Origin of the sequence: Achromobacter sp. 2789STDY5608615 (genome assembly GCF_001298995.1) — a bacterium.
Lineage (GTDB): Bacteria > Pseudomonadota > Gammaproteobacteria > Burkholderiales > Burkholderiaceae_B > Achromobacter > Achromobacter insuavis.
In genome coordinates this window covers 57,375-84,122 of sequence record NZ_CYTY01000020.1, presented here as the reverse complement: position 1 = coordinate 84,122, position 26,748 = coordinate 57,375, and the positions used below count along the sequence as shown (strand labels likewise).

The 26,748-nt window shown below is 70.7% G+C and carries 22 protein-coding genes and 1 pseudogene; 13 read left to right on the top strand and 10 right to left on the bottom strand.

From position 1 onward, the window contains the following. Positions 1-18: 18 nt before the first annotated feature. On the top strand, positions 19-1,779 hold the full coding sequence (locus AOZ49_RS18405; RefSeq protein ID WP_054477006.1) for a VRR-NUC domain-containing protein: 1,761 nt from the start codon (positions 19-21) through the stop codon (positions 1,777-1,779). Continuing rightward, the gene (locus AOZ49_RS18400; RefSeq protein ID WP_054477004.1) at positions 1,776-4,046 is read left to right on the top strand and encodes an ATP-dependent DNA helicase; all 2,271 of its coding nucleotides are present in this window, start codon (positions 1,776-1,778) and stop codon (positions 4,044-4,046) included. Before AOZ49_RS18405 ends, AOZ49_RS18400 begins: the two co-directional genes overlap by 4 nt. Positions 4,047-4,106: 60 nt before the next feature. Here AOZ49_RS18400 and AOZ49_RS18395 read toward each other — a convergent pair whose 3' ends face one another. Next, positions 4,107-4,517: a group III truncated hemoglobin gene (locus AOZ49_RS18395; protein ID WP_054434737.1), complete on the bottom strand. Its 411-nt coding sequence runs from the start codon at positions 4,515-4,517 to the stop codon at positions 4,107-4,109. 201 nt (positions 4,518-4,718) lie between these two features. Further along, a complete protein-coding gene (locus AOZ49_RS18390) occupies positions 4,719-6,248 on the bottom strand; it encodes an MFS transporter (RefSeq protein WP_054477003.1) in 1,530 nt (509 codons plus the stop codon). 171 nt (positions 6,249-6,419) lie between these two features. On the opposite strand from AOZ49_RS18390, the gene AOZ49_RS18385 reads away from it, so the two are divergent. From AOZ49_RS18385 to AOZ49_RS18340, 10 genes are all read left to right on the top strand, one after another. Further along, on the top strand, positions 6,420-7,304 hold the full coding sequence (locus AOZ49_RS18385; protein WP_054434699.1) for a LysR family transcriptional regulator: 885 nt from the start codon (positions 6,420-6,422) through the stop codon (positions 7,302-7,304). Between the two features lie 78 nt (positions 7,305-7,382). Then, positions 7,383-7,889 carry a PaaI family thioesterase gene (locus AOZ49_RS18380; protein ID WP_054434701.1) on the top strand — a complete coding sequence of 169 codons (507 nt, stop codon included), beginning with the start codon at positions 7,383-7,385 and terminating at the stop codon, positions 7,887-7,889. A 111-nt stretch (positions 7,890-8,000) separates the two neighbouring features. After that, complete coding sequence (locus AOZ49_RS18375) at positions 8,001-9,473, top strand: amidase (protein WP_054477000.1); 1,473 nt, start codon at positions 8,001-8,003, stop codon at positions 9,471-9,473. Between the two features lie 202 nt (positions 9,474-9,675). Further along, complete coding sequence (locus AOZ49_RS18370; protein ID WP_054434705.1) at positions 9,676-11,295, top strand: methyl-accepting chemotaxis protein; 1,620 nt, start codon at positions 9,676-9,678, stop codon at positions 11,293-11,295. A 6-nt stretch (positions 11,296-11,301) separates the two neighbouring features. Continuing rightward, positions 11,302-11,838: a chemotaxis protein CheW gene (locus tag AOZ49_RS18365; protein WP_054476998.1), complete on the top strand. Its 537-nt coding sequence runs from the start codon at positions 11,302-11,304 to the stop codon at positions 11,836-11,838. Beyond that, on the top strand, positions 11,835-13,136 hold the full coding sequence (locus AOZ49_RS18360; RefSeq protein ID WP_054476996.1) for a CheR family methyltransferase: 1,302 nt from the start codon (positions 11,835-11,837) through the stop codon (positions 13,134-13,136). The genes AOZ49_RS18365 and AOZ49_RS18360 overlap by 4 nt, the downstream gene beginning before the upstream one ends. Then, positions 13,129-13,794: a chemotaxis protein CheW gene (locus AOZ49_RS18355; RefSeq protein WP_054434712.1), complete on the top strand. Its 666-nt coding sequence runs from the start codon at positions 13,129-13,131 to the stop codon at positions 13,792-13,794. Before AOZ49_RS18360 ends, AOZ49_RS18355 begins: the two co-directional genes overlap by 8 nt. Then, complete coding sequence (locus AOZ49_RS18350; RefSeq protein ID WP_054434714.1) at positions 13,791-16,052, top strand: hybrid sensor histidine kinase/response regulator; 2,262 nt, start codon at positions 13,791-13,793, stop codon at positions 16,050-16,052. The genes AOZ49_RS18355 and AOZ49_RS18350 overlap by 4 nt, the downstream gene beginning before the upstream one ends. Then, the gene (locus tag AOZ49_RS18345) at positions 16,049-17,065 is read left to right on the top strand and encodes a chemotaxis response regulator protein-glutamate methylesterase (protein WP_054476994.1); all 1,017 of its coding nucleotides are present in this window, start codon (positions 16,049-16,051) and stop codon (positions 17,063-17,065) included. The genes AOZ49_RS18350 and AOZ49_RS18345 overlap by 4 nt, the downstream gene beginning before the upstream one ends. A gap of 92 nt (positions 17,066-17,157) precedes the next feature. Beyond that, entirely contained in the window at positions 17,158-18,117 is a 960-nt protein-coding gene (locus AOZ49_RS18340; RefSeq protein WP_054476993.1) for a response regulator, read from the top strand. Positions 18,118-18,132: 15 nt separating this feature from the next. On the opposite strand, the gene AOZ49_RS18335 is transcribed toward AOZ49_RS18340, so the two are convergent. From AOZ49_RS18335 to AOZ49_RS18315, 5 genes are all read right to left on the bottom strand, one after another. Further along, on the bottom strand, positions 18,133-19,788 hold the full coding sequence (locus tag AOZ49_RS18335; RefSeq protein WP_054476991.1) for an ABC transporter permease: 1,656 nt from the start codon (positions 19,786-19,788) through the stop codon (positions 18,133-18,135). Positions 19,789-19,829: 41 nt separating this feature from the next. Beyond that, the gene (locus AOZ49_RS18330; protein WP_197286744.1) at positions 19,830-20,759 is read right to left on the bottom strand and encodes an ABC transporter substrate-binding protein; all 930 of its coding nucleotides are present in this window, start codon (positions 20,757-20,759) and stop codon (positions 19,830-19,832) included. A gap of 43 nt (positions 20,760-20,802) precedes the next feature. Continuing rightward, a complete protein-coding gene (locus AOZ49_RS18325; protein ID WP_054476989.1) occupies positions 20,803-21,516 on the bottom strand; it encodes an ABC transporter ATP-binding protein in 714 nt (237 codons plus the stop codon). Further along, positions 21,513-22,631, bottom strand: a complete 1,119-nt coding sequence (locus tag AOZ49_RS18320; protein WP_054476986.1) for a porin — start codon at positions 22,629-22,631, stop codon at positions 21,513-21,515. Before AOZ49_RS18320 ends, AOZ49_RS18325 begins: the two co-directional genes overlap by 4 nt. Before the next feature lie 107 nt (positions 22,632-22,738). Continuing rightward, the gene (locus AOZ49_RS18315; protein ID WP_082380495.1) at positions 22,739-23,218 is read right to left on the bottom strand and encodes an Lrp/AsnC family transcriptional regulator; all 480 of its coding nucleotides are present in this window, start codon (positions 23,216-23,218) and stop codon (positions 22,739-22,741) included. 178 nt (positions 23,219-23,396) lie between these two features. Here AOZ49_RS18315 and AOZ49_RS18310 point away from each other — a divergent pair, with 178 nt between their 5' ends. After that, positions 23,397-24,683, top strand: coding sequence for a cystathionine gamma-synthase family protein (locus AOZ49_RS18310; protein ID WP_054476983.1), 1,287 nt, complete (start codon positions 23,397-23,399; stop codon positions 24,681-24,683). Positions 24,684-24,705: 22 nt separating this feature from the next. Here AOZ49_RS18310 and AOZ49_RS18305 read toward each other — a convergent pair whose 3' ends face one another. The 3 genes and pseudogenes from AOZ49_RS18305 to AOZ49_RS18295 all read right to left on the bottom strand — a co-directional run. Next, on the bottom strand, positions 24,706-25,350 hold the full coding sequence (locus AOZ49_RS18305) for an NTP transferase domain-containing protein (RefSeq protein ID WP_054476981.1): 645 nt from the start codon (positions 25,348-25,350) through the stop codon (positions 24,706-24,708). Between the two features lie 7 nt (positions 25,351-25,357). Next, positions 25,358-26,392, bottom strand: a complete 1,035-nt coding sequence (locus AOZ49_RS18300) for an XdhC family protein (protein WP_054434729.1) — start codon at positions 26,390-26,392, stop codon at positions 25,358-25,360. Next, positions 26,389-26,748: pseudogene (locus AOZ49_RS18295) on the bottom strand (molybdopterin-dependent oxidoreductase); the annotation flags it as partial. The gene AOZ49_RS18300 and the pseudogene AOZ49_RS18295, both read right to left, overlap by 4 nt.

Below are 26,748 nucleotides of genomic sequence, written 5' to 3'. Positions count from 1 at the left end.
AGTCATTCGTTCCGGCCGATGTTGCCCCCGCACCGCTACTACTACCTGCACAATTTCCAGCGCGCCCTGGCGTGGGTCGGCGAACGCTACGCCGACCTGCTGGACGACCGCGAACGCCGTTTCATGGCGGACTTCGCGGCCTTGCCGCAAGCTTCGCAGGCGTTGCTGGTGCGCATGCTGATGCGCCGCGGGCCGTGGTTCCGCGCCAGCCGGCTGGTCTACGAGGAAATCCCCGACTCGGCCGAGGCTGCCGCGCCGCTGCTGGCGCTGGGCTGGCTGGACGCCGACGCGCCGATGACGCTGGACGAACTGTTCGGGCTGCATACGCGGCCCGAACTCGACCGGCTGTTCGCCGCCGCCCGCCCCAAGGGCGTGGCGCGCAAGGCCGATCTGCTGGCGGGCCTGCGGGCCAGCCAGCCCGAGGCGCAGCCCTATGCGGGCTGGAATCCCGCCGCTGCTCCCGGCGGCGCAGGCTTGGATGGCGCGCCCGCGCTTGTGGCCGGCCGCGGCGCCGCCGGGCCCTCCGATCCGGCCTGGCGCGTCGCGGTGGCCGACCTGTGCGAGCGCCTGCGCCTGATGTTCTTCGGCAACCTGCACCAGGACTGGTCAGAGTTCGTCCTGGCCGACCTGGGCGTGTTCCAGTACGAGGCGGTGCCATTCGAGCCTTCCTCGCGGGCCTTCCAGGCGCGGGCAGACGTCGACCGCTACCTGGCCCTGCACGCCTGCCGCCAGGCGCTGGACGACGGCCCCGATGTCGATGCGCTGCTGCAGGCGGTGGCCGACTGCGCCAGCGGCAATGCCTGGCTCGAAAAGCGCCGCGCCAAGGTACTGCTGCGCCTGGGCCAGGCCTGCGAGCGGGCCCAGGATTGGGAGGCCGCGCAGCGGGTGTACACGCTCTGCGCCTACCCCGGCGCGCGTCATCGCCGCATCCGCGTGTACGAACGCATGGCGCGCTTCGACGCGGCGCTGGCGCTGGCCCTGCAGGCCGAGGCCCGGCCCGAAAGCGAGGAAGAATCCCAGCGCCTGGCGCGCATGCTGCCGCGCCTGCGCCGCAAGCTGGGGCAGGGCGCGCCGCGCGGCGCGGCCGCCCCGGTCACGCGTTTCGACCTGGCGCTCGAGCGGCCCGCGCCGCCGGCGCCGGTCGAGTTCGCCGCGCGCGATCACCTGCACCGCGACGACGCGCCGGTCCATTACGTCGAGAACACGCTGATCAATTCGCTGTTCGGCCTGCTGTGCTGGCCGGCCGTATTCGCGCCGCTGCCGGGCGCGTTTTTCCATCCGTTCCAGCGCGGGCCGGCCGACCTGGACGCGCCCGATTTCCACGCGCGGCGCGAGGCGCTGTTCGCCGCCTGCCTGGCGCAGCTGGACACGGGCGAATACCGCGCCACCATCCGCCAGCGCTACGCCGACAAACAGGGCGTGCAGTCGCCGTTCGTCTTCTGGGGCGCGCTGGACGAACCGCTGCTGGAGCGGGCGCTGGACCATCTGCCGGCGGCGCACCTGAAGCTGTTCTTCCTGCGGCTGCTGCGCGACGTCAAGGCCAACCGCTCGGGCCTGCCCGACCTGATCCGCTTCCAGCCGGACGCGCCTGGCTATGAACTCATCGAGATCAAGGGGCCGGGCGACAAGCTGCAGGACAACCAGATCCGCTGGCTGGCGTACTGCGCCGAACACGGCATGCCGGTGCGCGTCTGCCATGTCAGCTGGCGCGAGCCGGCGTCCGCGCAGCCGCCGCCGGCCCCGGCGCCGCGCGCGGCCTCGAGCGAGCCGGCGCCATGAGCTACGCCGTGGCGGTGCGCGCGCTCTGCGAATTCACGGCCCGCGCGGGCGACCTGGACTTGCGCTTCACGCCCGCGCCCAGCGGCCTGGAAGGCATGGCCGGCCACGCCGCCGTGACGGGCCGGCGCGGGCCCGCCTACGAAACCGAGGTGGCGCTCTCCGGGCAATACGACAACCTGCTGGTGCGCGGCCGCGCCGACGGCTACGACCCGGTCGCCAACCAGCTCGAAGAGATCAAGACCTACCGCGGCCGGCTCGACAGCGTGCGCGACAACCACCGCGCCGCCCATTGGGCCCAGGCGCGGGTCTACGGCCACCTGCTGTGCCAGGCGCGCGGCCTGGCGCAGATCCGCGTGGCGCTGGTGTACTTCAACGTCGCCACCGAAGAGGAAACCGTGCTGGCCGAGACCCGCGACGCGGCCTGGCTGGCGGCCTTCTTCCATGAACAGTGCGACCGCTTCCTGGCGTGGTCGCGCACCGAACTGGCGCACCGCCAGGCGCGCGACGCGGCGCTGGAACAGCTGGCGTTTCCGCATGGCGAGTTCCGCAGCGGCCAGCGTGAGCTGGCGGTGTCGGTGTACCGCACGGCACGCGATGGCCGCTGCCTGATGGCGCAGGCGCCCACCGGCATCGGCAAGACGCTGGGCACGCTGTTCCCGCTGCTCAAGGCCGGTCCGGGCGCCGGGCTCGACAAGGTCTTCTTCCTGGCGGCCAAGGGCTCGGGGCGCGGGCTGGCGCTGGCCGCGCTGGATACGCTGAACGCGCAGCCGGCCGCGCCCGGCCTGCGGGTGCTGGACCTGCAGGCGCGCGACAAGACCTGCGAACATCCCGACAAGGCCTGCCACGGCGATTCCTGCCCGCTGGCGCAGGGCTTCTACGACCGCCTGCCGGCCGCGCGCGAGACGGCGCTGGCCCAGCCACGGCTGGATGCGCCGGCGGTGCGCGCCGCCGCCCGCGCCCACCAGGTCTGCCCGTACTACCTGTCGCAGGAATTGATCCGCTGGAGCGACGTGGTGGTGGGCGACTACAACTACTACTACGACGCCACCGCCATGCTGCACGCGCTGACGCAGGCGCACCAATGGAAGGTGGCGGTGCTGGTGGACGAGGCGCACAACCTGGTCGACCGCGCGCGCCGCATGTACACCGGCGAACTGAACCAGCTCGGGCTGGCGGCGGCGCGCCAGGCCGCGCCCAAGGCGCTGAAAAAGCCGCTGGACGGCCTGCAGCGGTCCTGGACCGCGCTCAACAAGAAGCAGGCCGAGGCCTACCAGGCCTACGACGAGGCGCCGGCCGGCGTGCTGGCGGCGGTGCAGAAGGCGGTGGCCGCCATCACCGACTACCTCGGCGAGGCGCCGCTGGCGCAGGACGATCCGGTGCTGGCGTTCTATTTCGAGGCGCTGCATTTCATGCGGCTGGCCGAGCAGTTCGGGCCGCACGCGCTGTTCGACGTGACGCGGGCCGAGGGCAGCGCGCGCGGCGCCAAGACGCCGCCGTCCACGCTGTGCGTGCGCAACGTGGTGCCGGCGCCGTACCTGGCGGCGCGGCACGCGGCGGCCCACGCGACCGTGCTGTTTTCCGGCACGCTGAGTCCGCAGCAGTTCTACCGCGACACCCTGGGCCTGCCGGCCGAGGCGGCCTGGATCGACGTGGCCGCGCCGTTCCAGACCGAGCAGCTGGCGGTCAAGGTGGTCGGCCATGTGTCGACCCGCTACCGCGACCGCGAACGCTCGCTGGCGCCGATCGCCGACCTGATCGCCGACCAGTACGCGCGCCGGCCGGGCAACTACCTGGGCTTCCTGAGCAGTTTCGATTATCTGCGGCAGGTGGCCGACCTGATGCGCGCGCGCCATCCGCAGGTGCCGATCTGGCTGCAGACGCCGGGCATGGACGAAGCCGGCCGCGCCGCCTTCCTGGGGCGTTTCACCGAAAGCGGGCAGGGCGTGAGCTTCGCGGTCCTGGGCGGGGCGTTCTCCGAGGGCGTGGACCTGCCCGGCAAGCGCCTGATCGGCGCCTTCATCGCCACGCTGGGGCTGCCGCAGGTCAATGCGGTCAACGAGAACATCAAGCGCGCCATGGAGCGGCGCTACGGCGAGGCACAGGGCTACGACTACACCTATCTCTATCCCGGCATGCAGAAGGTGGTGCAGGCCGCGGGCCGCGTCATCCGCACCGAGCACGACGTGGGCACGGTGCACCTGATCGACGACCGCTACCGCCGCGCCAAGGTGCGCAACCTGCTGCCGAGCTGGTGGCGGGTGGACTAGACGGGGGGCGGCGCCGGCGCCAGCATTCGCGCGAGACGCTTCTGGATGCAGGCCGAGGCGCTAGGCGGTGGCCGAGCGCAGTTCCGTCAGCGGCTGGTTCGGATCGCGGCTGAGCTGGTAGCCGTACCACAGGCTGCGCGCCATGCGCTTGGCCATCTCGCCGGCGGCGTCGGCCAGCGCGCGGTTGGGCAGGGCCGCCAGGGTCTCGCCCCACAGGACCAGCCAGCGCTCGAACAGCTCGGCGCTCAGGTGCGGCATCGCGGCATGCTTGGGCATGGGCATGCCGGTGAAGCGCCGCGTGCCCAGCAGCACGGCCGACCAGAAATCCGACAGCGTGGCCAGGTGTTCGTCCCAGTCGTGCACCTGGGCCGCGAACACCGGGCCGAGCGCGGCGTCGGCGCGGGCCTTGGCGTAGAACGTATGCACCAGGTCGCGGATTTCGGCTTCGGTGCAGATGTCGGGTTCGGGCAGGTCTGGTTCGGACAACGGGGTCTCCTGGCGGCGTGAAACGGCAGCGCGAATAGTAGGGCGCGGCGGAGCGGGGACGGATTGATCTGGCGCAAACCGCCGCGAGGCCCGCACGCCCGCGCGCGCCCGGTTCATGCGGCTGGCGATCAATGCGCCCAGGCCCCGCGGCGGGTAATCAATGCGCCCGGGCCATGCGGCCGGCGTTCAATGCGCCTGGGTCCGCACGCGCGCCATCGGCGCCGTCTCGGGCCGCGCCAGCAAGGCGTAGACCAGCACGGCCAGCGCCAGCGCGAAGCCCGCCAGCGCATACAGCACCTGGCCGAAGGCCAGGTCGTAGGCGTGGTGCAGCAGGTTGCCGGCGCCGGGCAGCAACGCGCCCGCCTCGTCCAGCTGGCCCAGCGCCGCGCGGTTGGCGGCCTGCAGCAGCGCCTGGGCGCCCGCGTCGGGCAGGGCGGTGGCGGCCTGGGCATGGATCAGCGTGGCCAGCAGGGCGCTGATGGCGGCGATGGCCACGCCATCGGCGGACACGCGCACGGTGTTGAAGATGCCGGTGGCCATGCCGACCCGTTCATGTTCCACCACGCTGACCGCCATGGCGTCCATCAGGCCCCAGGGCAGGCCGATGCCGATGCCGATCAGGCTCATCGGCAGCCACAGCCGGTCGGCGTCGCCGCCCAGGTCGCGGGCCAGCCAGGCCAGGCCGAGGGCCGCCAGCACCAGGCCGGTGCTGGACAGCGCGGCGGGGCTGAAGCGGCGCGTCAGCCCCGCCGCCAGGAACGGCACCACCAGCAGCGGCGTGGCCAGGCCCATCATCAATTGGCCGGCGCGCAGCGCGCTGTGGCCGTCGATGCCGATGAAGCGGCTGGGCAGGAGGGCGATCAGCGCGATGAACAGAAATGCCGGCGACGCCGCCAGCGCCTGCACGCCGACAAAGCGCGGGCGGCGGAACAGCGACAGGTCCAGCATCGGGTGCGTGGCGCGGAGCTCGGTGCGGATGAAGGCGATGCCCAGCAGCGCCGAGGCCAGCAGCGAGCCGGCCACCGCTGTGTCGGTCCAGCCGTTTTCGGGGGCGAGCAGCATGCCGTAGGTGAACAGCCCCAGCGCGCCCGTGAAACTGAGCGCGCCGCGCCAGTCGAAGCGGCCGCCGGCCGCGCCCGCGGTGGCGCGCACGCTGGCGGCGACCAGCGCCAGCCCGGCCAGCCCCACCAGTCCGGTGCCGTGGAACACCCAGCGCCAGCCGGCGGTCTGCACCAGCCAACCGGAGATCAGCGGTCCGAACGACAGGCCGATGCCGAAGGTGGTGCCCAGCAGGCTGAAGGCGCGGGCGCGCGCCGCGCCGTGGAACAGCGGCGCCAGCGACGACATGGCCGCGGCGAACGCGGCCGCGCCGCCCACGCCCTGCATCAGGCGCAGGAAGTCGATCCAGCCGGCCGACGGCGCCCAGGCGATGGGGAAGGTGAAGGCGCAGAACCAGGCCAGTCCGCCGAGCCAGACGCGGCGCGGGCCATACAGGTCGGTGAGGCTGCCGGACACCATGATGACGCTGCCGTAGGCCAGGATGTAGCCGTTGAGGATCCAGTTCAGCTGCACCGGCGTGCCGCCCAGCGCCTGGCTGATCGACGGCAGGACCACCGCCGGACCGGTGAAGCACAGGGGAATGAGCACGGCCGTGAGGCAGGCCGCCAGCAGTTGCAGCCAGCGGTTGGAGGCGGGTGAGGGATGCGATGGGGTCATGTCGGTAGAGCGGCGCGAAGCCGGGTTGGCAAACAGAAAAAGGGCGAGGGCGGCGCCTGGACGGCGCGCCATGGAACGCAATGCCGGCAGGATAGTGAGCCGCCGATAAAAGAAAAATAGGCTAGGATTCCGAATATTCCGGACATGGATGTCCGTATTGAAGGAAATGGGATGGACAGCCTGAGCGGTATCGGCGTTTTCGTGCTGGTGGCGGACACGCGCAGCTTTGCCGAGGCGGGGCGGGTGCTGGGCGTGTCGCCGTCGGCGGTGGGCAAGAGCGTGGCGCGGATGGAGGCGCACCTGAAGGTGCGGCTGTTCCATCGCAGTACGCGCCACATCACCCTGACTCCGGAGGGCGAGAAATTCCTGGAGCGCTGCCGCCGCATCCTGTGCGAAGTGGAAGCCGCCGAGCTGGAGCTGTCCGAGGCCGCGGGCACGCCCAGCGGCCGGCTGCGCGTCAGCCTGCCGCGCTACAGCCGGCTGTTCGAGCCGGCCATCGCCACCTTCATGAAGCAGTATCCGCAGGTGCGGCTGGACCTGGATTTCACCGACCGCATGGTCGACGTGATCGGCGAGGGCTATGACGCCGTGGTGCGCTCCGGCGAGATGCAGGATTCCGGCCTGAAGCGCCGCCGCCTGGGGCCGTTCCGCCGCATCCTGGCGGCCTCGCCCGATTACCTGGCGCGGCACGGCACCCCGCGCCGCGCCAGCGACCTGCTGCGCCACTGCTGCCTGCACTATCGCTATCCCAGCACCGGCAAGCTGGAGCAATGGCCGCTGAAGACGGCGGCCGGCGCGCCGCCGCCCGAGTTGCCGCTGACGCTGGTCTGCAACAGCGTCGAGACCCGCATCTTCCTGGCGGTGGGCGGGCTGGGGATCGTCTGCCTGCCGGATTTCACCGTCCGGGAAGAGCTGGCCGCGGGCAAGCTGGTGTCGGTGCTGGACGAACGCACCCGGGGCAATGCGACCATGTGGGCGGTGTGGCCCGCCAGCCGCCATCCCTCGCCCAAGCTGCGCGTGTTCGTCGATCACCTGGCGCAGCAGTTGTTCCCCTGAAACGGGGAAGCCTGGCCTGATATATGATGTTCGTCATATAACTCCCCAGACGATGTTTCCCCTTCAGGAGGACCGCGCATGACTTCCGTTTCGACTCCCGCCGGCAGCGCCGCCCCGCAACGCGAGCCCAGCCTGGTCGAACAGACCGGCGCCGGCCTGGACGGCCTGGCGCAACTGCGCGCCTTGCTGGCCTCGGGCCGCAAGCCGGGCATCCTGGTGTCGCTGGATTTCGATTTCGTCGAGGCCGAGGAAGGCCTGGCGGTGTTCGCCGGCACGCCCGGCCCGCACGCCTACAACCCGATCGGCACGGTGCATGGCGGCTATGCCGCGACCCTGCTGGATTCCGCTTGCGGCTGCGCGGTGCATTCGCGCCTGTCGGCCGAACAGGCCTACACCACGCTGGAACTCAAGGTGGCCTATCACAAGGCCATCACCCGTCACAGCGGCCGGCTGCGGGCGGAAGGCCGGGTGCTGTCGTTCGGCCAGCGGGTGGCGTACGCCGAAGCCAAGCTGACCGACGCCGAGGGCCGCCTGCTGGCGTCGGCGACCTCGACGCTGCTGGTGTTCGCGCGGCCGGCGGCCTGACACGGGGGGGGGGCGCGGCGCGCTGTGGCGCAGGTTGGTGCTGCGCTCCGCTTGTGCGCGGGGCTGGCGTAGTATCGTCGGCCTGCAACACAAAAAAGAGGAGACAACACCATGAATGCAGCCATCCCGGCGGCCCCCGGCCGCCTGGACGATATCGTCGCCATGCCCGCCCATGCGCTGTCGGACGCGATCCGGCAACGGCGCGTGTCCTGCCGCGAAGTGATGACGGCCTATCTGGGCCACATCGACGCGGTCAACCCCAAGCTCAATGCGCTGGTGGCGCGGCGCGAGCCGCCGGAACTGCTGCGCGAGGCCGATGAACGCGACGCGCAATTGGCGGCGGGGCAGTGGCTGGGCTGGCTGCACGGCATGCCGCAGGCGCCCAAGGACCTGACCGCGGTGCGCGGCATGGTGACCTCGATGGGCTCGCTGGTGTTCAAGGACCAGGTGACGGCCCACGACTCCATCCTGGTCGAGCGCATGCGCGCGGCCGGCGCCATTTTCATCGGCCGCACCAACGTGCCGGAGTTCGGCCTGGGCTCGCATACCTACAACCAGGTGTACGGCACCACGGTCAACCCCTACGACGCTTCCAAGAGCGCCGGCGGCAGCAGCGGCGGCGCGGCGGCGGCCCTGGCCGCGCGCATGCTGCCGGTGGCCGACGGCAGCGATTTCGGCGGCTCGCTGCGCAATCCGGCGGCGTTCTGCAACGTGTACGGCATGCGGCCGTCGGCGGGGCGGGTGCCGTATGGCCCGTCCAACGAGGTGTTCCTCAAGCAGCTGTCGTACGAAGGCCCGATGGGCCGCACGCCGCGCGACGTGGCGCGGATGCTGTCGGTGATGGCGGGGCCCGATGCGCGCGTGCCGCTGTCGCTGGGCGACGATCCGACCGTGTTCGCGCAGTCGCTGGAGGCCGATCTGCGCGGTCGGCGCATCGGCTGGCTGGGCGACTGGGACGGCTATCTGGCGATGGAGCTGGGCATCCTGGACCTGTGCGTCCAGGCGCTGGCCGACCTGGGGGCGGCCGGCTGCCAGGTGGACGATTACCGCGTGCCGTTCGACGGCGAGCGGCTGTGGCGCATCTGGCTGGCCCACCGCCACCTGATGGTGGGCGGACAGTTCCATGCGCTGGTGAACGATCCGCGGACCCGCAAACTGGTCAAGCCGGCGCTGATCTGGGAGGTCGAGGGGCTGGACGGCATGACGGCGCGCCAGGTCTACCAGGCCACCGAGGAGCGTAGCGCCTGGTACCAGGCCGTGCTCGGCATCTTCAAGGAGGTGGACTACCTGGCGGTGCCGTCGGCGCAGGTGTTCCCGTTCGATGCGCAGCTGGACTGGCCCAGGGAGATCGCCGGGCGCGCCATGGACACCTACCACCGCTGGATGGAGACCGTCACGCCCTGGACGCTGGCCGGCTGCCCGGTCATCAGCGTGCCGGTGGGCTTCGGCGCCGCCGGACTGCCGATGGGCATGCAGCTGATCGGCCCGCCGCGCGGCGACCTGGCGGTGCTGCAGCTGGCGCACGCCCACGAACAGGTGCGCGACTGGGTCCAGGCCCGCCCGCCGCAGGGTTTGTGGGGCTAGGGCTGAAATTGACCGCAGGCTTGCGGCCGTTCGCTACGCGTTGTCACACGAAAACACAAGCCCGTGTAACCGGGCTTGGCTTTTTCCCGACGAAGCGGGCACGGAATTGCGGGTTTGCCCTGTTTTTCCGTAGCTGACAGCGCCCGCGTTTGCAATAATTGTCGATTATTTCCACATCCGGTCATGAATGGGGCGTCCCGGTATGAAGAATCTGACATTACGCGAGCGCATCATCGCCAGCTTCCTGGTGATCCTGGCCATCATGGGCTTGATGGTGGTGGTCGATTACCAGCGGCTGCTGCAGGTCGAGGCCGAGGCCAAGTCGATCAACACCGACGCCGTGCCGGGCATCTACTACAGCACCTCGATCCGGGCCTCCTGGTTCGCCGGCTTCGTGGCGGTGCAGGACGCCTTCAATACCGACACCGAGCAGGAGCGCCGCGCCGCGCTGGCGGCCCTGCCGCGCAGCGACCAGCAGCTGCAGGAGAACATCGACCAGTACCGCCGCACGGTGCTGCGCGGCGAAGACCAGCGCATGTTCGAGGAATTCGAGAAGACGCTGCAGGCCTACATGCGCATCCGCGCGGAGATCCTGGACCCGGCCGTGTCGACCGATCCGGCGCGGGCCCAGGCCAAGATCAAGGCCGATCTGCGTCCGGCGTTCTACCTCGGCCGCGACGTGCTGGCCAACATGGTGGCGGCCAACAAGCAGCAGGCCGATGAATCGGCCATCAGCATCCAGCGGGCGGTGGACAAGGCCGAGGTCGGCATGCTGGCGTCGCTGGCGCTGGCGATCATCGCCGCGATCATCTGCGGCATTCTGCTGATGCGCGCCATCGTCAACCCGATGAACAGCATCGTCAAGACGCTGGAAGCCACCGGCGGCGGCGACCTGACGCGCCGCCTGACGCTGTCGCGCAAGGATGAATTCAACGCCATCGAGGGCGGCTTCAACGGCATGGTCGACGAGCTGACCGGGCTGGTCGGCAAGACCCAGCGTTCGGCGGTGCAGGTGGCCACGTCGGTGACCGAGATCGCGGCCACCTCCAAGCAGCAGCAGGCCACCGCGTCGGAAGTGGCGGCCACCACCACCGAGATCGGCGCGACCTCGCGCGAGATCTCGGCGACTTCGCGCGAGCTGGTGCGCACCATGACCGAGGTGTCGAACGCGGCCGAGCAGACCGCGTCGCTGGCCGGCAGCGGCCAGGTCGGCCTGGCGCGCATGGAAGACACCATGCGCAACGTGGTCGGCGCGGCCGGCTCGGTCAACGCCAAGCTGGCCATCCTGAATGAGAAGGCCGGCAATATCACGCAAGTGGTCACCACGATCACGAAGGTGGCCGACCAGACCAACCTGCTGTCGCTGAACGCCGCCATCGAGGCCGAGAAGGCCGGCGAGTACGGCCGCGGCTTCGTGGTGGTGGCGACCGAGATCCGGCGCCTGGCGGACCAGACCGCCGTGGCCACCTACGACATCGAGCAGATGGTGCGCGAGATCCAGTCGTCGGTGTCGGCCGGCGTGATGGGCATGGACAAGTTTTCGGAAGAAGTGCGCCGCGGCATGGCCGACATGCAGCAGGTGGGCGACCAGCTGTCGCAGATCATCCAGCAGGTGCAGACGCTGGCGCCGCGCGTGCTGATGGTCAACGAGGGCATGCAGGCGCAGGCCACGGGCGCCGAGCAGATCAACCAGGCGCTGCAGCAGCTGAGCGACGCGGCCCAGCAGACGGTGGAATCGCTGCGCCAGTCGAGCCTGGCGATCGAGGAGCTGACGCTGGTGGCCAACGACCTGCGCAGCGGCGTGTCGCGCTTCAAGGTCTGACGTTCCATGCCCGACCAGGCCCCGATCCCGTCCGCGGCCGCCGGCGCCACCGCCCGGCGCCGGCTGTACCTGCTGTTCCGCATCGCCGCGGACCGCTATGCGCTGGACGCGGCCGACGTGATCGAAGTGCTGGGCATGCGCACGTTCAAGCAGGTGCCGGGCACGCCGCCCTGGGTGGCGGGCATGTTCGATTGCCGCGGCGCGGCCGTGCCGGCCATCGACCTGAGCGCGCTGGCCGGCGCCGGCGCCGCGACGCTGGTGACCAGCACGCGGCTGGCGCTGGTGCGCTACCGGCCGGCGGGCGCCCACGAGGAACGCCTGCTGGGGCTGATCCTGGAGCAGGCCACCGAGACCGCGCACTATGATCCGGCGACGTTCCGGCCGGTCGGGCTGGAGACGCCGCAGGCGCGCTACCTGGGGCCGGTGCTGAGCGACGGCCGCGGCATGGTGCAGGCGGTCAAGGTGGCCGACCTGTTGCCCGAGGCGGTGCGGGCGCTGCTGTTTCCGGCCGCGATGGCGTCGGACGAAGGAGCCCGGGCATGACAAGGGTGGATGACTTCAGCGCGGCGCTCAAGCGCAAGATGGGGCTGGACAGCGGCTCCATCGGCAGCGCCGCGATCGAGCGCGCGGTGCGCCACCGCATGCAGGCGGCGGGCAGCGACGACGAGCAGGATTACCTGGCGCTGCTGCAGACCTCGCCGGCCGAGATGCAGCAGCTGATCGAGGCGGTGATCGTGCCGGAGACCTGGTTCTTCCGCTATCCGGAATCGCAGGCGGCGATGGCCTCGCTGGCGCGCGAGCGCCTGTTCGCGCCGGGCGCCGAGGCGCGCGTGCTGCGGGTGCTGAGCGTGCCCTGTTCCAGCGGCGAGGAGCCGTATTCCATCGCCATGGCGCTGCTCGATGCCGGGGTGCCGCCCGCGCGCTTCCAGATCGACGCGGTGGACATCAGCGAGCGCATGGTCGAGTTCGCCCGGCGCGCCTGTTATGGCCGCAATTCGTTCCGCGGCGACAACCTGTCGTACCGCGACCGCTATTTCACCGAGACCGCCGACGGCCATCAACTGGCCGACGTGGTGATGGCGCGGGTGCGCTTCCTGGCGGGCAATCTGTTCGATGCGCATCTGCTGCCGAACGTGCTGCCCTATGACTTCGTGTTCTGCCGCAACCTGCTGATCTATTTCGACGCCGCCACGCAGGAGCGGGCGGTGGCGCTGCTCAAGGGCTTCGCGCGCCGCGACGGCGTGCTGTTCGTGGGGCCGGCCGAGACCAGCCTGATGACTGGGCGGCGCCTGCCGGCGCTGCCCCTGGCGCGCGCCTTCGCCTTCCACGCCGAAGCGCCCAAGCCGGCCGAGCCGGTGGCGCCCGCTGCCTGGACGCCGCCCGCGCCGCGGCCGCTGGCGATGCATCTGTCGGCCCAGCGGCCGGTCCGGATGCCGGCCGCGCCGGCGCCAGGCGCGCGGCCATCCACGCTGGCCCCCTCGCCGCGCCCGTCGCCCGCCGCCGCGCCCGCCAGGCCGGCGGACAGCGGAAACGATGCCGCCTTGCGCGCCATCGCCGTGCTGGCCGACCAGGGCCGGGTGCAGGAGGCCATGGCTCAATGCCGCATCCACCTGGCCGAGCATGGCGCCAGCGCCGACGCGCTGTATCTGCTGGGCCTGCTGCAGGATGCCGGCGGCGACACGCGCCAGGCGCAGGCCGCCTACCGCAAGGCGCTGTACCTGGATCCGACCCACCGCGAGGCGCTGCTGCACCTGGCGGCGCTGGTCGAATCCGAGGGCGACGCGGAAGGCGCCCGCCGACTGCAGGCGCGCGCCGCGCGCCAGGAGGCCCGCCGTGAGTGATTTCCTGGCCAGCCTGGCGGAAGTGGACGATTGCTGGAACCGCATCGGCAGCCGCGGCGACAAGCGCTGCGAGCGCCTGCCCGAGTACGTGCATTGCCGCAATTGCCCGGTGTATGCGGGCGCCGCCAAGCGCATCCTCGACCGCCTGCCGCCGCAGATCGCCGCGCCGGTCGACGGCGCCGCGCGCAAGGTCCAGGCGCGGCTCTCGTCGCTGCTGGTGTTCCGGCTGCAGGGCGAATGGCTGGGCCTGCCGACCAAGGCGCTGGACGAGGTGGCCGGCACCCGCGCCATCCTGTCGCTGCCGCACCGGCGCGATCCGGCGGTGCTGGGCGTGACCAACGTGCGCGGCACGCTCACCGTCTGCGTGTCGCTGGGCCGGCTGCTGGGCCTGGACGGCGCGGCGGTCGACAACGGCCGCGAGCGGCCCGCCGCGGCGCGCATGCTGATCTTCGGCGGCGCGGGCCGCGCGGTGGTGTTGCCGGTCGACGAAGTGGAAGGCATCCACAGCGTGGACCTGGACGCGCTCGAAGCGCTGCCGGCCACGGTCGAAGGGGCCAGCCTGAAGTATTCGCGCGGGGTGGTCCGCTGCGGCGCCCGCAGTGTCGGCGTGCTGGACGAGACCCTGTTGATGCAAGCCTTGGAACGGAGCCTGGCGTGAACCCGGACCAGATGCGCGACGCCTCGCTGCTGGAGCTGTTCCAGCTGGAAACCCGCAATCAGGTGCAGGTGCTCAACAACGGCCTGCTGGCGCTGGAGCACGATCCGACCTCGGCGGCGCAGCTCGAGGCCTGCATGCGCGCGGCGCATTCGCTCAAGGGCGCGGCCCGCATCGTCGACCTGCATCCGGCGGTGCGCATCGCGCACGCCATGGAAGACTGCCTGGTGGCGGCGCAGGAAGGGCGCCTGCGGCTGCAGGCGGCCGACATCGACGCGCTGCTGCAGGGCACGGATCTGCTGCAACGGGTGGCGACGCCGGGCGCCGACCTGGGCGATGCCATCGACGACCTGGTGGCGCGCCTGTCCAATGCCCCCAACGCGCCGCCGGCCGCGCCGGTGGTCGAGCGTGCGCCCAAACCCTCGGACTTCCTGCCGCCGATCCACCAGCCCGACGATCCGCCGCCGGCCCCGCCGCCCGCGCGCCGCAGTTCCGACCAGACGCTGGGCGAGGGCGAGCGGGTGCTGCGGGTCACGGCCGACACGCTCAACAAGCTGCTGGGCCTGTCCAGCGAAACGCTGGTCGAATCGCACTGGATCGCGCCGTTCAGCGCCTCGATGCTGCGCCTGCGGCGCCTGCAATCGGGTGCGGGCCAGGCGCTGGACAGCCTGCGCGCGGCGCTGGCCGGCGTGCAGGTGGACGCCCGCGGCCAGGCGGCGCTGGACGATGCCCAGCGCATCGTCGAGGCCTGCCAGCAGGAATTGATCCAGCGCGCCGGCGAGGTCGACGAGTTCGGCTGGCGCATGGGCCATCTGGCGCAGCGCCTGTACGACACCGCGCTGGCCTGCCGCATGCGGCCGTTCGGCGACGGCCTGGGCGGCATGGCGCGCATGGTGCGCGACCTGGGCCGCTCGCTGGGCAAGCAGGTGCGCCTGGAGATCGAGGGCGATTCGACCCAGGTCGACCGCGACATCCTCGACAAGCTGGACGCGCCCCTGATGCACCTGCTGCGCAACGCGGTGGACCACGGCATCGAGATGCCGATGGACCGGCTTGATGCCGGCAAGCCCGCCGAGGGCCGCATCCGGCTGTCGGCGCGCCACGCGGCCGGCATGCTGCTGATCGAATTGAGCGACGACGGCGGCGGCATTTCGCTGGACCGCCTGCGGGTCGAGGTGGTGCAGCGCAAGCTGACCAACGCCGAGACCGCCGCCCGCCTGAGCGAGGCCGAGCTGCTGGAATTCCTGTTCCTGTCCGGCTTCAGCACGCGCGGCGAGGTCACCGAGATCTCGGGCCGCGGCGTCGGGCTGGACGTGGTGCAGACCATGGTGCGGCAGCTGCGCGGCGCGGTTCGCATCCACCAGCAGACCGGGCAGGGCACGCGTTTCGTGCTGGAGATGCCGCTGTCGCTGTCGGTGGTGCGCAGCCTGCTGGTCGAGGTGCAGGGCGACATCTACGCGTTCCCGCTGGCCTACGTCAGCCATGCGCTGCAGGTGCGGGCGCAGGACATCGAGCAGCTCGAAGGGCACCAGCATTTCCGCTTCATGGACCGCCAGATCGGCCTGGTGTCGGCGCGCCAGATCCTGCACTCGGGCGAGCCGGCGCCGGCCGCCGAGACCCTGTCGGTGGTGGTGGTCGGCGATCACGACCGCCTTTACGGCATCGCCGTGGACCGCTACGTGGGCGAGCGCACGCTGGTGGTGCAGCCGCTCGATCCGCGCCTGGGCAAGGTGCAGGACGTGATGGCCGGTTCGTTGATGGACGACGGCACGCCGCTCCTGATCCTGGACGTCGAGGACATGCTGCTGTCGGTGCAGAAGCTGGTCGAGGGCGGCCGCCTGGCCCGGGTCGACGGCGGCGGCCCGGTGGCGCAGGCGCGGCGCCGCAAGCGCGTGCTGGTGGTGGACGATTCGCTGACGGTGCGGGAACTGGAACGCAAGCTGCTGCTGAACCGGGGTTTCGAGGTGGCGGTGGCGGTGGACGGCATGGACGGCTGGAACATGCTGCGCAACGAGGCCTTTGACCTGGTCGTGACCGATGTCGACATGCCGCGCATGGACGGCATCGAACTGGTGTCGCGCATCAAGGCAGATCCCAAGTTGCAAAGCCTGCCGGTGATGGTAGTGTCTTACAAGGATCGCGAAGAGGACCGGCGACGCGGGCTGGACGCGGGCGCCGACTATTATCTGGCCAAGGGTAGTTTCCACGACGATGCCTTGCTGGACGCCGTGGAAGACCTGATCGGAAAGGCGCGGACGTGAGAATCGGAATCGTCAACGATCTTCAGATGGCGGTGGAAACCCTCAGGCGCGTCATCGCGCTGGAGCCGGGGCTGGAAGTGGCCTGGGTCGCGTCCAACGGCCAGGAGGCCGTCGAGCAATGCGCCCTGGACCGGCCCGACGTGGTGCTGATGGACCTCGTCATGCCCGTCATGGACGGCGTCGAGGCCACCCGCCGCATCATGGCCGAATCGCCTTGCGCCATCGTGGTGGTCACGGTCGACGTGGCGCGCCACACCGCGCGGGTGTTCGACGCCATGGGCTACGGCGCCCTGGATGCCGCCGACACGCCGGTGGTCGGCAGCGCCGACCTGCGCAGCGCGGCGGCGCCGCTCTTGCGCAAGATCCGCAACATCGGCTGGCTGATCGGGCGCTACGGCAGCAATCGCACCGCGCTCAGCCCGGTGGCCCGCACCGCGCCCCAGGCCGATCCGTCGCAGGGCCTGCTGGTGATCGGCGCCTCGGCCGGCGGCCCGTCCACGCTGGCGCAGCTGCTGCGCGACATTCCGTTGAGCTTTCCCGCCGGCATCGTGCTGGTGCAGCACGTGGACGCATCCTTCGCGGCCGGCATGGCCGACTGGCTCAATGACCAGATCGCGCTGCCGGTGCGGCTGGTGCGCGAGGGCGAGCGGCCGGCGCCTGGACAGGTGCTGCTGGCCGGCACCGACGACCATCTGCACCTGCTGGCCGATGGTACGCTGCGTTACACCGAGAATCCGAAAGAAAGCCTGTACCGGCCCTCTATTGATGTATTTTTCCATAGCGTCGCGCAGCATTGGCGCGGCCTGGTCGTCGGCGTGCTGCTGACGGGCATGGGGCAGGACGGGGCGCGCGGCCTGAAGGCGCTGCGCGAACGTGGCTGCCTGACCATCGCCCAGGACCAGGCCACCAGCGCGGTCTATGGCATGCCCAAGGCGGCCGCCGCGATGCAGGCCGCCGTTGAAATCCGTGCGCTGGACAAGATCGCACCCCGCTTGATCCAGGCGTTTGCCTGATCCGGCGGATATCGCTAGAAATCAAGGAACGAGACTATGCACCCCCCCCCTTTGACAGCCCGGCCTCGGCCGACCTGAACTCGCACGCGGCCATGGTGCTGCTGGTCGACGATCAGGTCATGGTCGGCGAGGCCATCCGCCGGGCCCTGGCCACGGAGGGCAATATCGACTTCCATTACTGCTCGGACCCCTACAAGGCGCTGACCGTGGCGGTGCAGACGCGGCCCACGGTGATCCTGCAGGACCTGGTGCTGCCGGGCGTGGACGGCCTGAGCCTGGTGCAGGAATACCGCAGCCATCCGGTCACGCGCGACATCCCCATCATCGTGCTGTCGACCAAGGAAGACCCGGCCATCAAGAGCGCGGCCTTCGCGGCCGGCGCCAACGACTATCTGGTGAAGCTGCCGGATTCGATCGAGCTGGTGGCGCGCATTCGCTACCACTCGCGCTCGTATCTGGCGCTGGTGCAGCGCGACGAGGCCTACCAGGCGCTGCGCCAGAGCCAGCAGCAGCTGCTGGAAAGCAATATGGAGCTGCGCCGCCTGACCAATTCCGACGGCCTGACGGGCCTGGGCAACCGCCGCTATTTCGACGAGTATCTGAACGCCGAATGGCTGCGGGCGCGCCGCGATGGCCGCGAGATCAGCATGCTGATGATCGACGTGGACCATTTCAAGTCCTACAACGACACCTACGGCCACATCGCCGGCGACGAGGCGCTCAAGCGCGTCGCCAACACCATCTTCGCCAGCTGCGACCGCTCCACCGACCTGGCCGCGCGCTTCGGCGGCGAGGAATTTGCGCTGGTGCTGCCGGGCACGCCGTCGGGCAGCGCCCGGCTGGCCGCCGAGAAGCTGCGCCGCGCCGTCGAGGCCATGCAGATTCCGCAGAAGGACACCAACGGCGGCCCGTGGCTGACCGTCAGCATCGGCACCGCCACCGCCGTGCCGGCCGCCGACCAGCCGTGCACCGACCTGATCCAGGTGGCCGACCGCGGCCTCTATCAGGCCAAGAACCAGGGCCGCAACCGCGTGGTGCAGGGCCAGATGTAAAACGCCGCCAGGCCGCTAGGCCGACCGGCCGCGCCGGATCGAGGTGGCGGCCAGCATCAGCGTCAGGCTGACGCCGACCGCCACCGCGGCCATGGCCATGCCTTCGCCCACCGAACCCTGCTCGAACTGCCGCCAGACGAACGCCGACACCGTCTGCACGCCGGCGGGCGCCAGCAGCAGCGAGGTGACCAGTTCGCGCGAGGCCACGGCGAACACCATCAGCATCGCGGCCGCCAGGCCGGGCAGCACCAGCGGCAGCACGATGCGGCGCAAGGCCGCCGCGGCGCTGGCGCCATGCACCCGCGCCGCCGCCTCCAGGTTGGCGCCGATCTGCGCCAGCGCGGCGCTGACGTAGCGCACCGGGTAGGGCAGCAGCAGGCAGGTGTACGACAGCAGCAGGATGCCCCAGGTGCCATACGGCGAGGCCGGCCAGAACGGCTGGTTCCAGGCCAGGATCAGGCCGACCCCCACCACCACGCCGGGCAGCGCCGCGGGCAGCAGCGCCAGCGCGTCGATGACGGCCGCGCCCGGCACGTGGCGGCCGGCCACGCACCAGGCCGCCAGCAGGCCCACGGCGCCCGCGGCCAGCGCGGTGCCGGTGGCCAGCAGCAGGCTGGTCGAAAGCGCCTGCCAGGCCTCGCCGCCGGCCTGGAACAGGGCCGCGAAGTTGGCCAGGGTCAGGTTGTCCAGCGACAGCCCGGCGGAGACGTGGCGCGTCAGGGCCGCGGCCAGCATCGATGCCAGCGGCGCCGCCACCGCCACCAGCGCGACCGCCGCGAACAGGCCCAGCACCGGCCAGCGCCAGGCGCCGAGCCGGCCGCGCGCCAGCGGCGCGGGCTTGCCGGTGGTGGTCTCGAAGCCGCGTCCGGCGACCAGCGCGCGCTGCACCGCGTAGGCCGTCAGCGCCAGCGCCACCAGCACCAGCGACAGCAGCGCCGCGCCCGGCAGGTCGATGGGCCAGTCCGCCAGGCGCCGCTCGATGGCGGTGGTCATGACGGCGACGCCGGCCTGCGAGCCCAGCGCGGCGGGCACGCCGTATTCCTCGATCGCCAGCGTGAAGGCCAGCAGCAGGCTGGCGGCGATGGCCGGCAGGGCCAGCGGCAAGGTCACGCGCAGGAACGCGCGCCACGGGCCGGCGCCGAACACGCGCGCGACGTCGGCCAGGCGCGCGCCGGTGGCGGCCATGCTGCGCGAGACGGCGAAATACACCACCGGAAAGATCGCCAGCCCCATTGCCAGCGTCACGCCGGCGGGCGAGAACAGCAGCGGTCCGAGATGCAAGCCCGTCAGTTGCTCCAGGTAGCCGCGCGGTTGCAGCGCCATGGTCCACGACAGCGCGGCGATGTAGGGCGGCAGCAGGAACGGCACCAGGAACAGCAGGTCCCAGAGCCGCGCCAGCGGCACCTGGAACAGGCCGCGCAGCGCGCCCAGCGGAATGCCGATGAGGGCGCTGACGGCGGCCACGCCCAGGCCCAGCTTGAGCGTGCCGCCCACCAGCGTCAGCGCCGCCGGCGTGGCCAGGGTGGCGGCCCAGGCGCCGAAGGGATTGCGCAGCGAGCCTTCGGCCAGATGGGGAAAGACGGCCTGCAGCGCGACGAAGGCCATCGGCAGGGCGACGAGCACGCCCAGGGCGGCCACGGTGATGGCCGCCAGGAGAAAGACGCTTTTCATGGTCGGGGTGGGGATGCCGGACGCGCCGGCATCCCGGCCTGTCAGTGTTGGCCGAACAGGCGCGCGAAACGCGCCAGCACCTCGGCGCGCGAGGCGCCGGGCGCGGTCTCGGGCAGCAGCGCCAGGTCCTTGAACAGCGGCCGCTTGCCGGCCACGTCCTGGCGCGCCGGCATCAGCCAGGCGTCGGCGACGGCGCGCTGGCCGTCCTCGGACAGCACGTAGTCGATGAACTGGCGCGCCTGGTCGGGCGCCTTGGTGGTCTTCAGGATCATCATCGGGCGCGGCGCGATGGCGGTGCCGCTGGACGGGAAGATCACCTTGATCGATTCGCCTTTCTCGACGCTGGCGTACGACACGTAGTCGACCGCGCCGAACACCGCCGCCTTGGCGCCCTGCAGCACCGGCGTCAGCGCCTGGGCGTTGGGGCCGGAGATGGTCATGCCGTTGTCGCGCAGCGTCTCGAACAGCTTCCAGGCCGATTCGCCCTGGGCGCTTTGCAGGCCCAGCAGCAGGTCGAGCGAGGCGCCCGACAGGGCCGGGTCGGGGGTGGTGACCTTCTGCTTGAACTGCGGGCCGGTCAGGTCTGACCAGTCGCGCGGTTCGGGCGTGCCGCTGCGCGAATTCCAGACGATGCCCAGCGCCGAGATGCCCTGCGCCACGTAGGTCGGGGTCTTGAAGCGGGCCGGCACCTGGGCCGCGTTGGGGCTGTCATAGGCCAGCAGCCAGCCGCGCTGGTCGAGGTCCTGCGCGGTGTCCCACGAGGCCGAGATCAGCACGTCGGCGCGCGGGTTGGCGGCCTCGGCTTCGAGCCGGGCCATGACCTTGCCGGTGGTGGCCTGGAACACGTCGACCTTGATGCCGGTCTTCTCCTGGAAGCCGGCGGCCAGCTGCTTGATCAGGCCGCCGGGGCCCGCGGTGTAAACGGTCAGCGCCTTGGCCTGGCCCGAGGCCAATCCGAACGAAAGCGTCATAAAGAACGTGGCAAGTAGTTTGGAAAGAGGTACGTGGGGCATTTTAGGCAGAGTCCTGGGGTTTGGACATCACGAGGTCGGCGATGCGGCCGTGTTCCATGCGGGCGATCGTGTGCGCCAGGGCATGGGCTTCCTCGTGGTCGTGGGTGACGTAGACGGCGGTGGTGCCGAGCCGGCGCAACAGGGCGCCGATTTCGACGCAGAGCGATTCGCGCAGGGCCCGGTCCAGGTTGGACAGCGGTTCGTCGAACAGCAGCACGCGCGGCCGCGCCACGATGGCGCGGGCCAGCGCGACGCGCTGCTGCTGGCCGCCCGACAGTTCCGAGGGCCGGCGCGCGGCGTGCTCGCCCAGGCCGACCAGGGCCAGGGCTTCCCGCACCCGCGCCGGCCGCTCGCGCCGGGCGACGCCGCGCATTTCCAGCGGAAAGGCGACGTTGCCGGCCACGCTCATGTGCGGCCACAGCGCGTAGTCCTGGAACGCCATGCCGAGGCCGCGGCGTTCGGGCGGTTCGTGGCGCTGCGCGTCGCAGACGACGGCATCGCCGAAGGCGATGCTGCCGCCCTGCGGCCGCAGCAGGCCGGCGAGCGACTTGAGCAGGGTGCTCTTGCCGCAGCCCGACGGACCCAGCAGCGCCAGGACAGTGCCCGCGGGCACGTCCAGGTCGACGCCGTCCAGCACGGTGTGGCCGTTGAAGGCGTGGCGCAGGCCGCGCACGGCGATCGCCGTGCCGCCCGCGGAAGGTTCAAGCGCGTTCAAAACCGGTGCCGCAGGCCAAGGTTCAGGCCGAACTGGTTCTTGCCCGGCTCGACGTTGGCGCCATACTTGCCGCCGATCAGGCTCTGCGCCGATTTGTCGTCGTTCACCGCGTAGGCCGCGACGGCATAGACGGTGGTGCGCTTGGACAGGTCATATTCGTTGCCCAGGACGAACATGGTGGACTTCTGGCCGGTGCCGGCGGCCTGCGCGGCCGGGCAGACGGCGTTGTTCATGTCGTCGCAGACCGAGTCGTTCAGGTGGTACACGGCGAACGACAGGCGGTTGTTCGACACCGGCAGGTAAGTCACGCCCAGCCAGGTCAGGTTGTTCTTGTAGTTGCGCTGCGTCAGCTTCTGTTCCAGCCAGCGGTAGCCGGCATAGACCTTGACGCCTTCGAAGTCGTACGACAGGCCCGCGACGATGCGGTCTTCGCGGTTGTCGCTGTTGGCGTCCTTGGCCGGCTTGTCGGCGTTCTTCGAGTGATACAGCACGCCGGCGTCCAGGCCGCCGGACTGGTAGCGCACGCCGCCGCCGATCATGCGGCCCAGCGTCTTGTCGTCGAACGACTGCTCGTTGTTCCAGCCGAAGCTGTAGTAGCCGCCGACGGACACGGGGCCGAACTTGCCGACGTACATCACCGCGTTGTCGGTGCGGTCGGAGAAGGCGGCGTCGGGGCGCTTGATCGAGAAGTTGGCGTTGTCGAACGGGTTGTACTTGCTCATCCAGTCGATCATGAGCGTGTTGTGGCGGCCCAGCGTCAGGCGGCCCAGGCTCTTGCTCGACAGGCCCACGTAGGCCTGGCGGCCGAACAGGCGGCCGCCCTGCATGGTCTGGCCGTTGTCGGAGTCGAAGCCGTTTTCCAGCACGAACACGGTCGACAGGCCGTCGCCCAGGTCTTCGGTGCCGCGCAGGCCCCAGCGCGAACCGCTGAGATTGCCCGTGCTCATGCCCGTCTTGCTGTTGCCGCCGGGACCGTTGCTGAGGTATTGCAGACCGGTGTCGATCAGGCCGTAGAGCTGGACCGAACTGGAGGTGGCCGTCGCCGCGAGGGCGGGGGAGAAGCTGAAGACGGACAGGCAGGCGCCAGCCGCCGCGATGCGGAGAGTCGATTTCATAACAGGAAGTCCTCTTTGGGATTCAATCGGAATCGACACTCTAGGTACGGGTCGCTACAGCTTCGTGACACTCCTTGCGGTTGTGGTTTTTCGGCGATGGGCGCGGATCACAGGTGCAGCTTGGTCGACGACTTCACTTCGTGCATCGACAGCGTGCTCAGCAGTTCCTTCACGCCGGGCAGCGTGCGCAGCCGGTTGCGCACGAATTCGGAGTAGGCGTCGAAGTCGCGCGCCACGATGTGCAGCAGGTAGTCGTGCTGGCCGGTGGTGTTGTGGCAGGCCAGCACTTCGGGCATGGCGGCCACGGCGGCCTCGAACGCGTGGCAGGTCTTCTCGGTGTGGTTTTCCAGCGAGATGCTGACGAACGCCACCACCCCCATGCCGAGCGCGCGGCGGTCCAGGATGGCCTGGTAGCCGCGGATGACGCCCGAGCTTTCCAGGCGCTTGAGGCGCTTCCAGCAGGGCGAGGCCGACAGCGACACGCGCTCGGCCAGTTCGGCGTTGGAAAGCCGGCCATCTTCTTGAAGGATTTTCATGATTTTCCAATCGATCGCGTCAAGTTGATGTAACAAGGCAGTCTCTTTCATGGTTTCAAGGCTATGGGAAACGATGTTTCCCATTATCCGGTTCCTGAAGCATAAATGGAAAGAATATTGTGGCCGGACGCGCCCATACTCCCTGCATCCCCTGGCCGGCGGCGCTATCGTGTCCGAACCCGTGATACCGCCGTCCGGTAGGCCGTCATTCCCCCTTGAGAGGCACACCATGAGTTATTCCAGCTATCACAAGAAAGACATCTCAGGCCGTCCCCTGCACGCCGAAACGCAGATGATGTCGTACGGCTTCGACCCGTTCCTGTCCGAGGGCGCGGTCAAGCCGCCGGTGTTCCTCACCTCGACCTTCGCCTTCCGTTCGGCCGAGGACGGCGCCGAGTTCTTCGACCTGGTGTCGGGCCGCAAGCCGCTGCCGCAGGGCGAGTCGGCCGGGCTGGTGTACAGCCGCTTCAACCATCCCAGCCTGGAGATCGTCGAAGACCGACTGTCGCTGCTGGACGGCTCGGAGGACGCCGCGGTGACCTCCAGCGGCATGTCGGCGATCAGCGCGGTGTTCCTGGCGTTCCTGCGCCCGGGCGACCAGCTGGTGCAGTCGGTGCCGCTGTATGGCGGCACCGAGACGTTGATCGCGAAGATCTTCCCGGAATGGGGCATCGGCTCGCACCCGATCCACGACGGCCTGTCGGCGCAGAGCATGCGCGAGGCGCTGGAAGCGGCCGCGGCCAAGGGGCCTGTCAAGCTGTTCTACGTGGAGACGCCGGCCAATCCGACCAACGCGCTGATCGACTTCCAGGCGGTCAAGGCCGAGCTGGACGCGTTCGCCGCGCGCCACGGCTATCGCCCGATCTCGGTGTGCGACAACACGCTGCTGGGCCCGATCTTCCAGAAGCCGGCCGAGCATGGCGTGGACCTGTGCGTGTACTCGCTGACCAAGTACGTGGGCGGCCACAGCGACCTGGTGGCCGGCGCCGTCACCGGCACCAAGGACCTGATCAAGAAGGTGCGCGCCATCCGCAGCGCCTTCGGCTCGCAGCTCGATCCGCATTCGTGCTGGATGATCACGCGCTCGATGGAGACCGTGGTGCTGCGCATGAAGCAGGCCGCGCGCAGCGCCACCCGCGTGGCGCAGTGGCTGGCCGGCAATCCGCACGAGAAGGTGCGCATCTATCACCCCGAGATCATCGCCGACGAGGCCTACCAGGCGGTCTACAAGCGCCAGTGCACCGGCCCGGGCTCGACCTTCGCGTTCGTGCTGGACGGCGGCCGCGCCAAGGCGTTCCGCTTCATCAACGCGCTGCGGCTGTTCAAGTCGGCGGTGAGCCTGGGCGGCACCGAGTCGCTGGTGTGCCATCCGGCCTCGACCACGCATTCGGGCGTGCCGGCGGCCGAGCGAGACGCGGCCGGCGTGTCCGAAGGCCTGATCCGCATTTCCATCGGCCTGGAGCACGAGGAAGACCTGATCGCCGATATGGACCAGGCCATGCGCAGCCTGGCCTGAGGGGCGGCGCGCGGCGACCGCGTCAGGCCGCCGCGGGCGGCCAGTCGACGCGCGCCGGCGCCAGCGCGTCGCGCAGCGCCGCCAGGTCGGCGGGCGTGTCCAGGTCGGTGACGTAGGTGCGGTTGGCGCTGTCGAAGACGGCATGGCGCCCGCTGCGCGGGTCCAGCCATTGGCGCAATCCGGCGCCGGCCGGCAGCGCGTTGGCGGCCCGCGCCGCCGCGGCCGACAGCAGCAGCGGATGGCCCGGCGCGCCGTCCACGCGCGGGCGCAGGCTGTCTGCGCCGGGCGCGCAGGCGCGCCATTGCGCCAGCAGGTCGGCGATGGCGTTCGCGTCGAGCAGGGGCAGGTCGGCCAGCACCAGCAGCAGGTCATGGTCGGGATGGGCGCGGACGTGTTCGCGCAGCGCCAGGCGCTGGGAATCGGCGAGCGAGGCGTCCGGCAGCGCCTGCGCCAGCGGCGCGATCGCGGCGCGTTGCGCCAGCGGCATCAGGATATCCGCATAGGGGCCGATGACGGCGCGCACCGGCGCGACGCCCGCGTCGCGCAGGCCGCGGGCCAGCCGTTCCAGCAGGCTCACGCCGTCGATGCGCAGCGCCGGCTTGGCGCGGCCGCCCAGGCGCGATCCCTGCCCGGCGGCGAGGATGATGGCGGCAATGGGGGCGGGCATGGCGTAATCAGAGGGGGCAGGCGGTGGCCAGATCGACAGGAGCGATGCGGACGCCGTCGCGCGCCTTGCCGGCGGCCACGCTGTCGAGCGCGCCGCGCGCCACGCCGTTCTTGGCGGCGACGATCTCGGCCATGATCGATAGCGCGATCTCGGCGGGCGTCTTGCTGCCGATATAGAGGCCGGCGGGGCCGCGCAACCGCGCCAGGTCGGCGTCGCCCAGGTCGAAATGCTCGCGCAGCCGCGCGCGGCGCGCGTCGCTGTTGCGGCGCGAGCCGATCGCGCCGACGTAGAACGCTTGCGACTGCAGGGCGTCGATCAGCGCCAGGTCGTCGAGCTTGGGATCGTGGCTCAGCGCGATGATGGCGGTGCGGCGGTCGGGCCGCAGGCGCAGGATCAGGTCGTCGGGCATCTCGCGGCTGTGGACCGCGCCGGGCATTGTCCAGGCCGGCGACTGGGTGTCGCGCGGATCGCAGACGATGACCTCGAAGCCGAGCGTCAGCGCGATCTGGCACAGATAGCCGGTGGTGTCGCCGGCGCCGATCACGATCAGCCGCACCGACGGGCCGAAGTGCGAGGTGAAGGCGGCGGCCGTCAGGCGCGGCAGCCCATCGGCGGGGCCGGGGCGCAGGCTGACGGCGCCGGTGGCCAGGTCCAGCTCGCGCTCGATGCAGTCGCGGCGCAGGCAGTGATCGCGCAGCGCCGGCAGCTGGCTGGCGGGACCGATGCGTTCCATCACCAGTTCGAGGGTGCCGCCGCAGGGCAGGCCGAACTGGCGCGCCTGGTCGGCGTGCACGCCGTAGCGCAGCACCTCGGGCCGCGCCGCCGGGGCCGCGCCGGCGCGCACGCGCGCCACCAGATCGTCCTCGATGCAGCCGCCGGACACCGAGCCGGCGACCTCGCCGCGGGCGTTCAGGGCCATCAGCGCGCCCGGCGGCCGCGGCGACGAGCCCCAGGTGCGCGCCACGGTGACGAGCCACGCAGGCACGCCGTCGCGCTGCCATTGCGCGGCCTGCTGCAGGACCAGGGTGTCGATATCAATCATGCGGACCTCGGGGAGCGGTCTGGATGGGCGAGGGCGGCGCGCACCACGTCGGGCGTGAAGGGCGCCTGGTGGAAGCGCCGGCCGGTGGCGTCGAACAGGGCGTTGGCGATGGCCGCGGGCCCGGGGACCGAGGCGGATTCGCCGGCGCCCATGGGCGGTTCGTCCTGGCGCGGCATCAGCAGCACGTCGATGGGCGGCAGGTCCTTGAAACCGATGATGGGGTAGCCGCCCCATTCGCGGCTGACCACGCCGGCCGCGTCGAACTGCACGCGTTCGAGCAGGCAGCGGCTCAGGGTCTGGTTGATGTTGCCATGGATCTGGTGGCGCACGCCATCGGGGTTGACGATCATGCCGGT

What these genes read in the sequence shown, in the direction of transcription:
- AOZ49_RS18340 (WP_054476993.1), top strand. Translation starts at nt 17,158, where the DNA reads ATGGTGCTGCTGGTCGACGATCAGGTCATGGTCGGCGAGGCCATCCGC.
- AOZ49_RS18380 (WP_054434701.1), top strand. Translation starts at nt 7,383, where the DNA reads ATGACTTCCGTTTCGACTCCCGCCGGCAGCGCCGCCCCGCAACGCGAG.
- AOZ49_RS18300 (WP_054434729.1), bottom strand. Translation starts at nt 26,392, where the DNA reads ATGATTGATATCGACACCCTGGTCCTGCAGCAGGCCGCGCAATGGCAG.
- AOZ49_RS18375 (WP_054477000.1), top strand. Translation starts at nt 8,001, where the DNA reads ATGAATGCAGCCATCCCGGCGGCCCCCGGCCGCCTGGACGATATCGTC.
- AOZ49_RS18320 (WP_054476986.1), bottom strand. Translation starts at nt 22,631, where the DNA reads ATGAAATCGACTCTCCGCATCGCGGCGGCTGGCGCCTGCCTGTCCGTC.
- AOZ49_RS18335 (WP_054476991.1), bottom strand. Translation starts at nt 19,788, where the DNA reads ATGAAAAGCGTCTTTCTCCTGGCGGCCATCACCGTGGCCGCCCTGGGC.
- AOZ49_RS18305 (WP_054476981.1), bottom strand. Translation starts at nt 25,350, where the DNA reads ATGCCCGCCCCCATTGCCGCCATCATCCTCGCCGCCGGGCAGGGATCG.
- AOZ49_RS18315 (WP_082380495.1), bottom strand. Translation starts at nt 23,218, where the DNA reads ATGAAAGAGACTGCCTTGTTACATCAACTTGACGCGATCGATTGGAAA.
- AOZ49_RS18310 (WP_054476983.1), top strand. Translation starts at nt 23,397, where the DNA reads ATGAGTTATTCCAGCTATCACAAGAAAGACATCTCAGGCCGTCCCCTG.
- AOZ49_RS18365 (WP_054476998.1), top strand. Translation starts at nt 11,302, where the DNA reads ATGCCCGACCAGGCCCCGATCCCGTCCGCGGCCGCCGGCGCCACCGCC.
- AOZ49_RS18390 (WP_054477003.1), bottom strand. Translation starts at nt 6,248, where the DNA reads ATGACCCCATCGCATCCCTCACCCGCCTCCAACCGCTGGCTGCAACTG.
- AOZ49_RS18370 (WP_054434705.1), top strand. Translation starts at nt 9,676, where the DNA reads ATGAAGAATCTGACATTACGCGAGCGCATCATCGCCAGCTTCCTGGTG.
- AOZ49_RS18330 (WP_197286744.1), bottom strand. Translation starts at nt 20,759, where the DNA reads ATGACGCTTTCGTTCGGATTGGCCTCGGGCCAGGCCAAGGCGCTGACC.
- AOZ49_RS18360 (WP_054476996.1), top strand. Translation starts at nt 11,835, where the DNA reads ATGACAAGGGTGGATGACTTCAGCGCGGCGCTCAAGCGCAAGATGGGG.
- AOZ49_RS18385 (WP_054434699.1), top strand. Translation starts at nt 6,420, where the DNA reads ATGGACAGCCTGAGCGGTATCGGCGTTTTCGTGCTGGTGGCGGACACG.
- AOZ49_RS18405 (WP_054477006.1), top strand. Translation starts at nt 19, where the DNA reads ATGTTGCCCCCGCACCGCTACTACTACCTGCACAATTTCCAGCGCGCC.
- AOZ49_RS18400 (WP_054477004.1), top strand. Translation starts at nt 1,776, where the DNA reads ATGAGCTACGCCGTGGCGGTGCGCGCGCTCTGCGAATTCACGGCCCGC.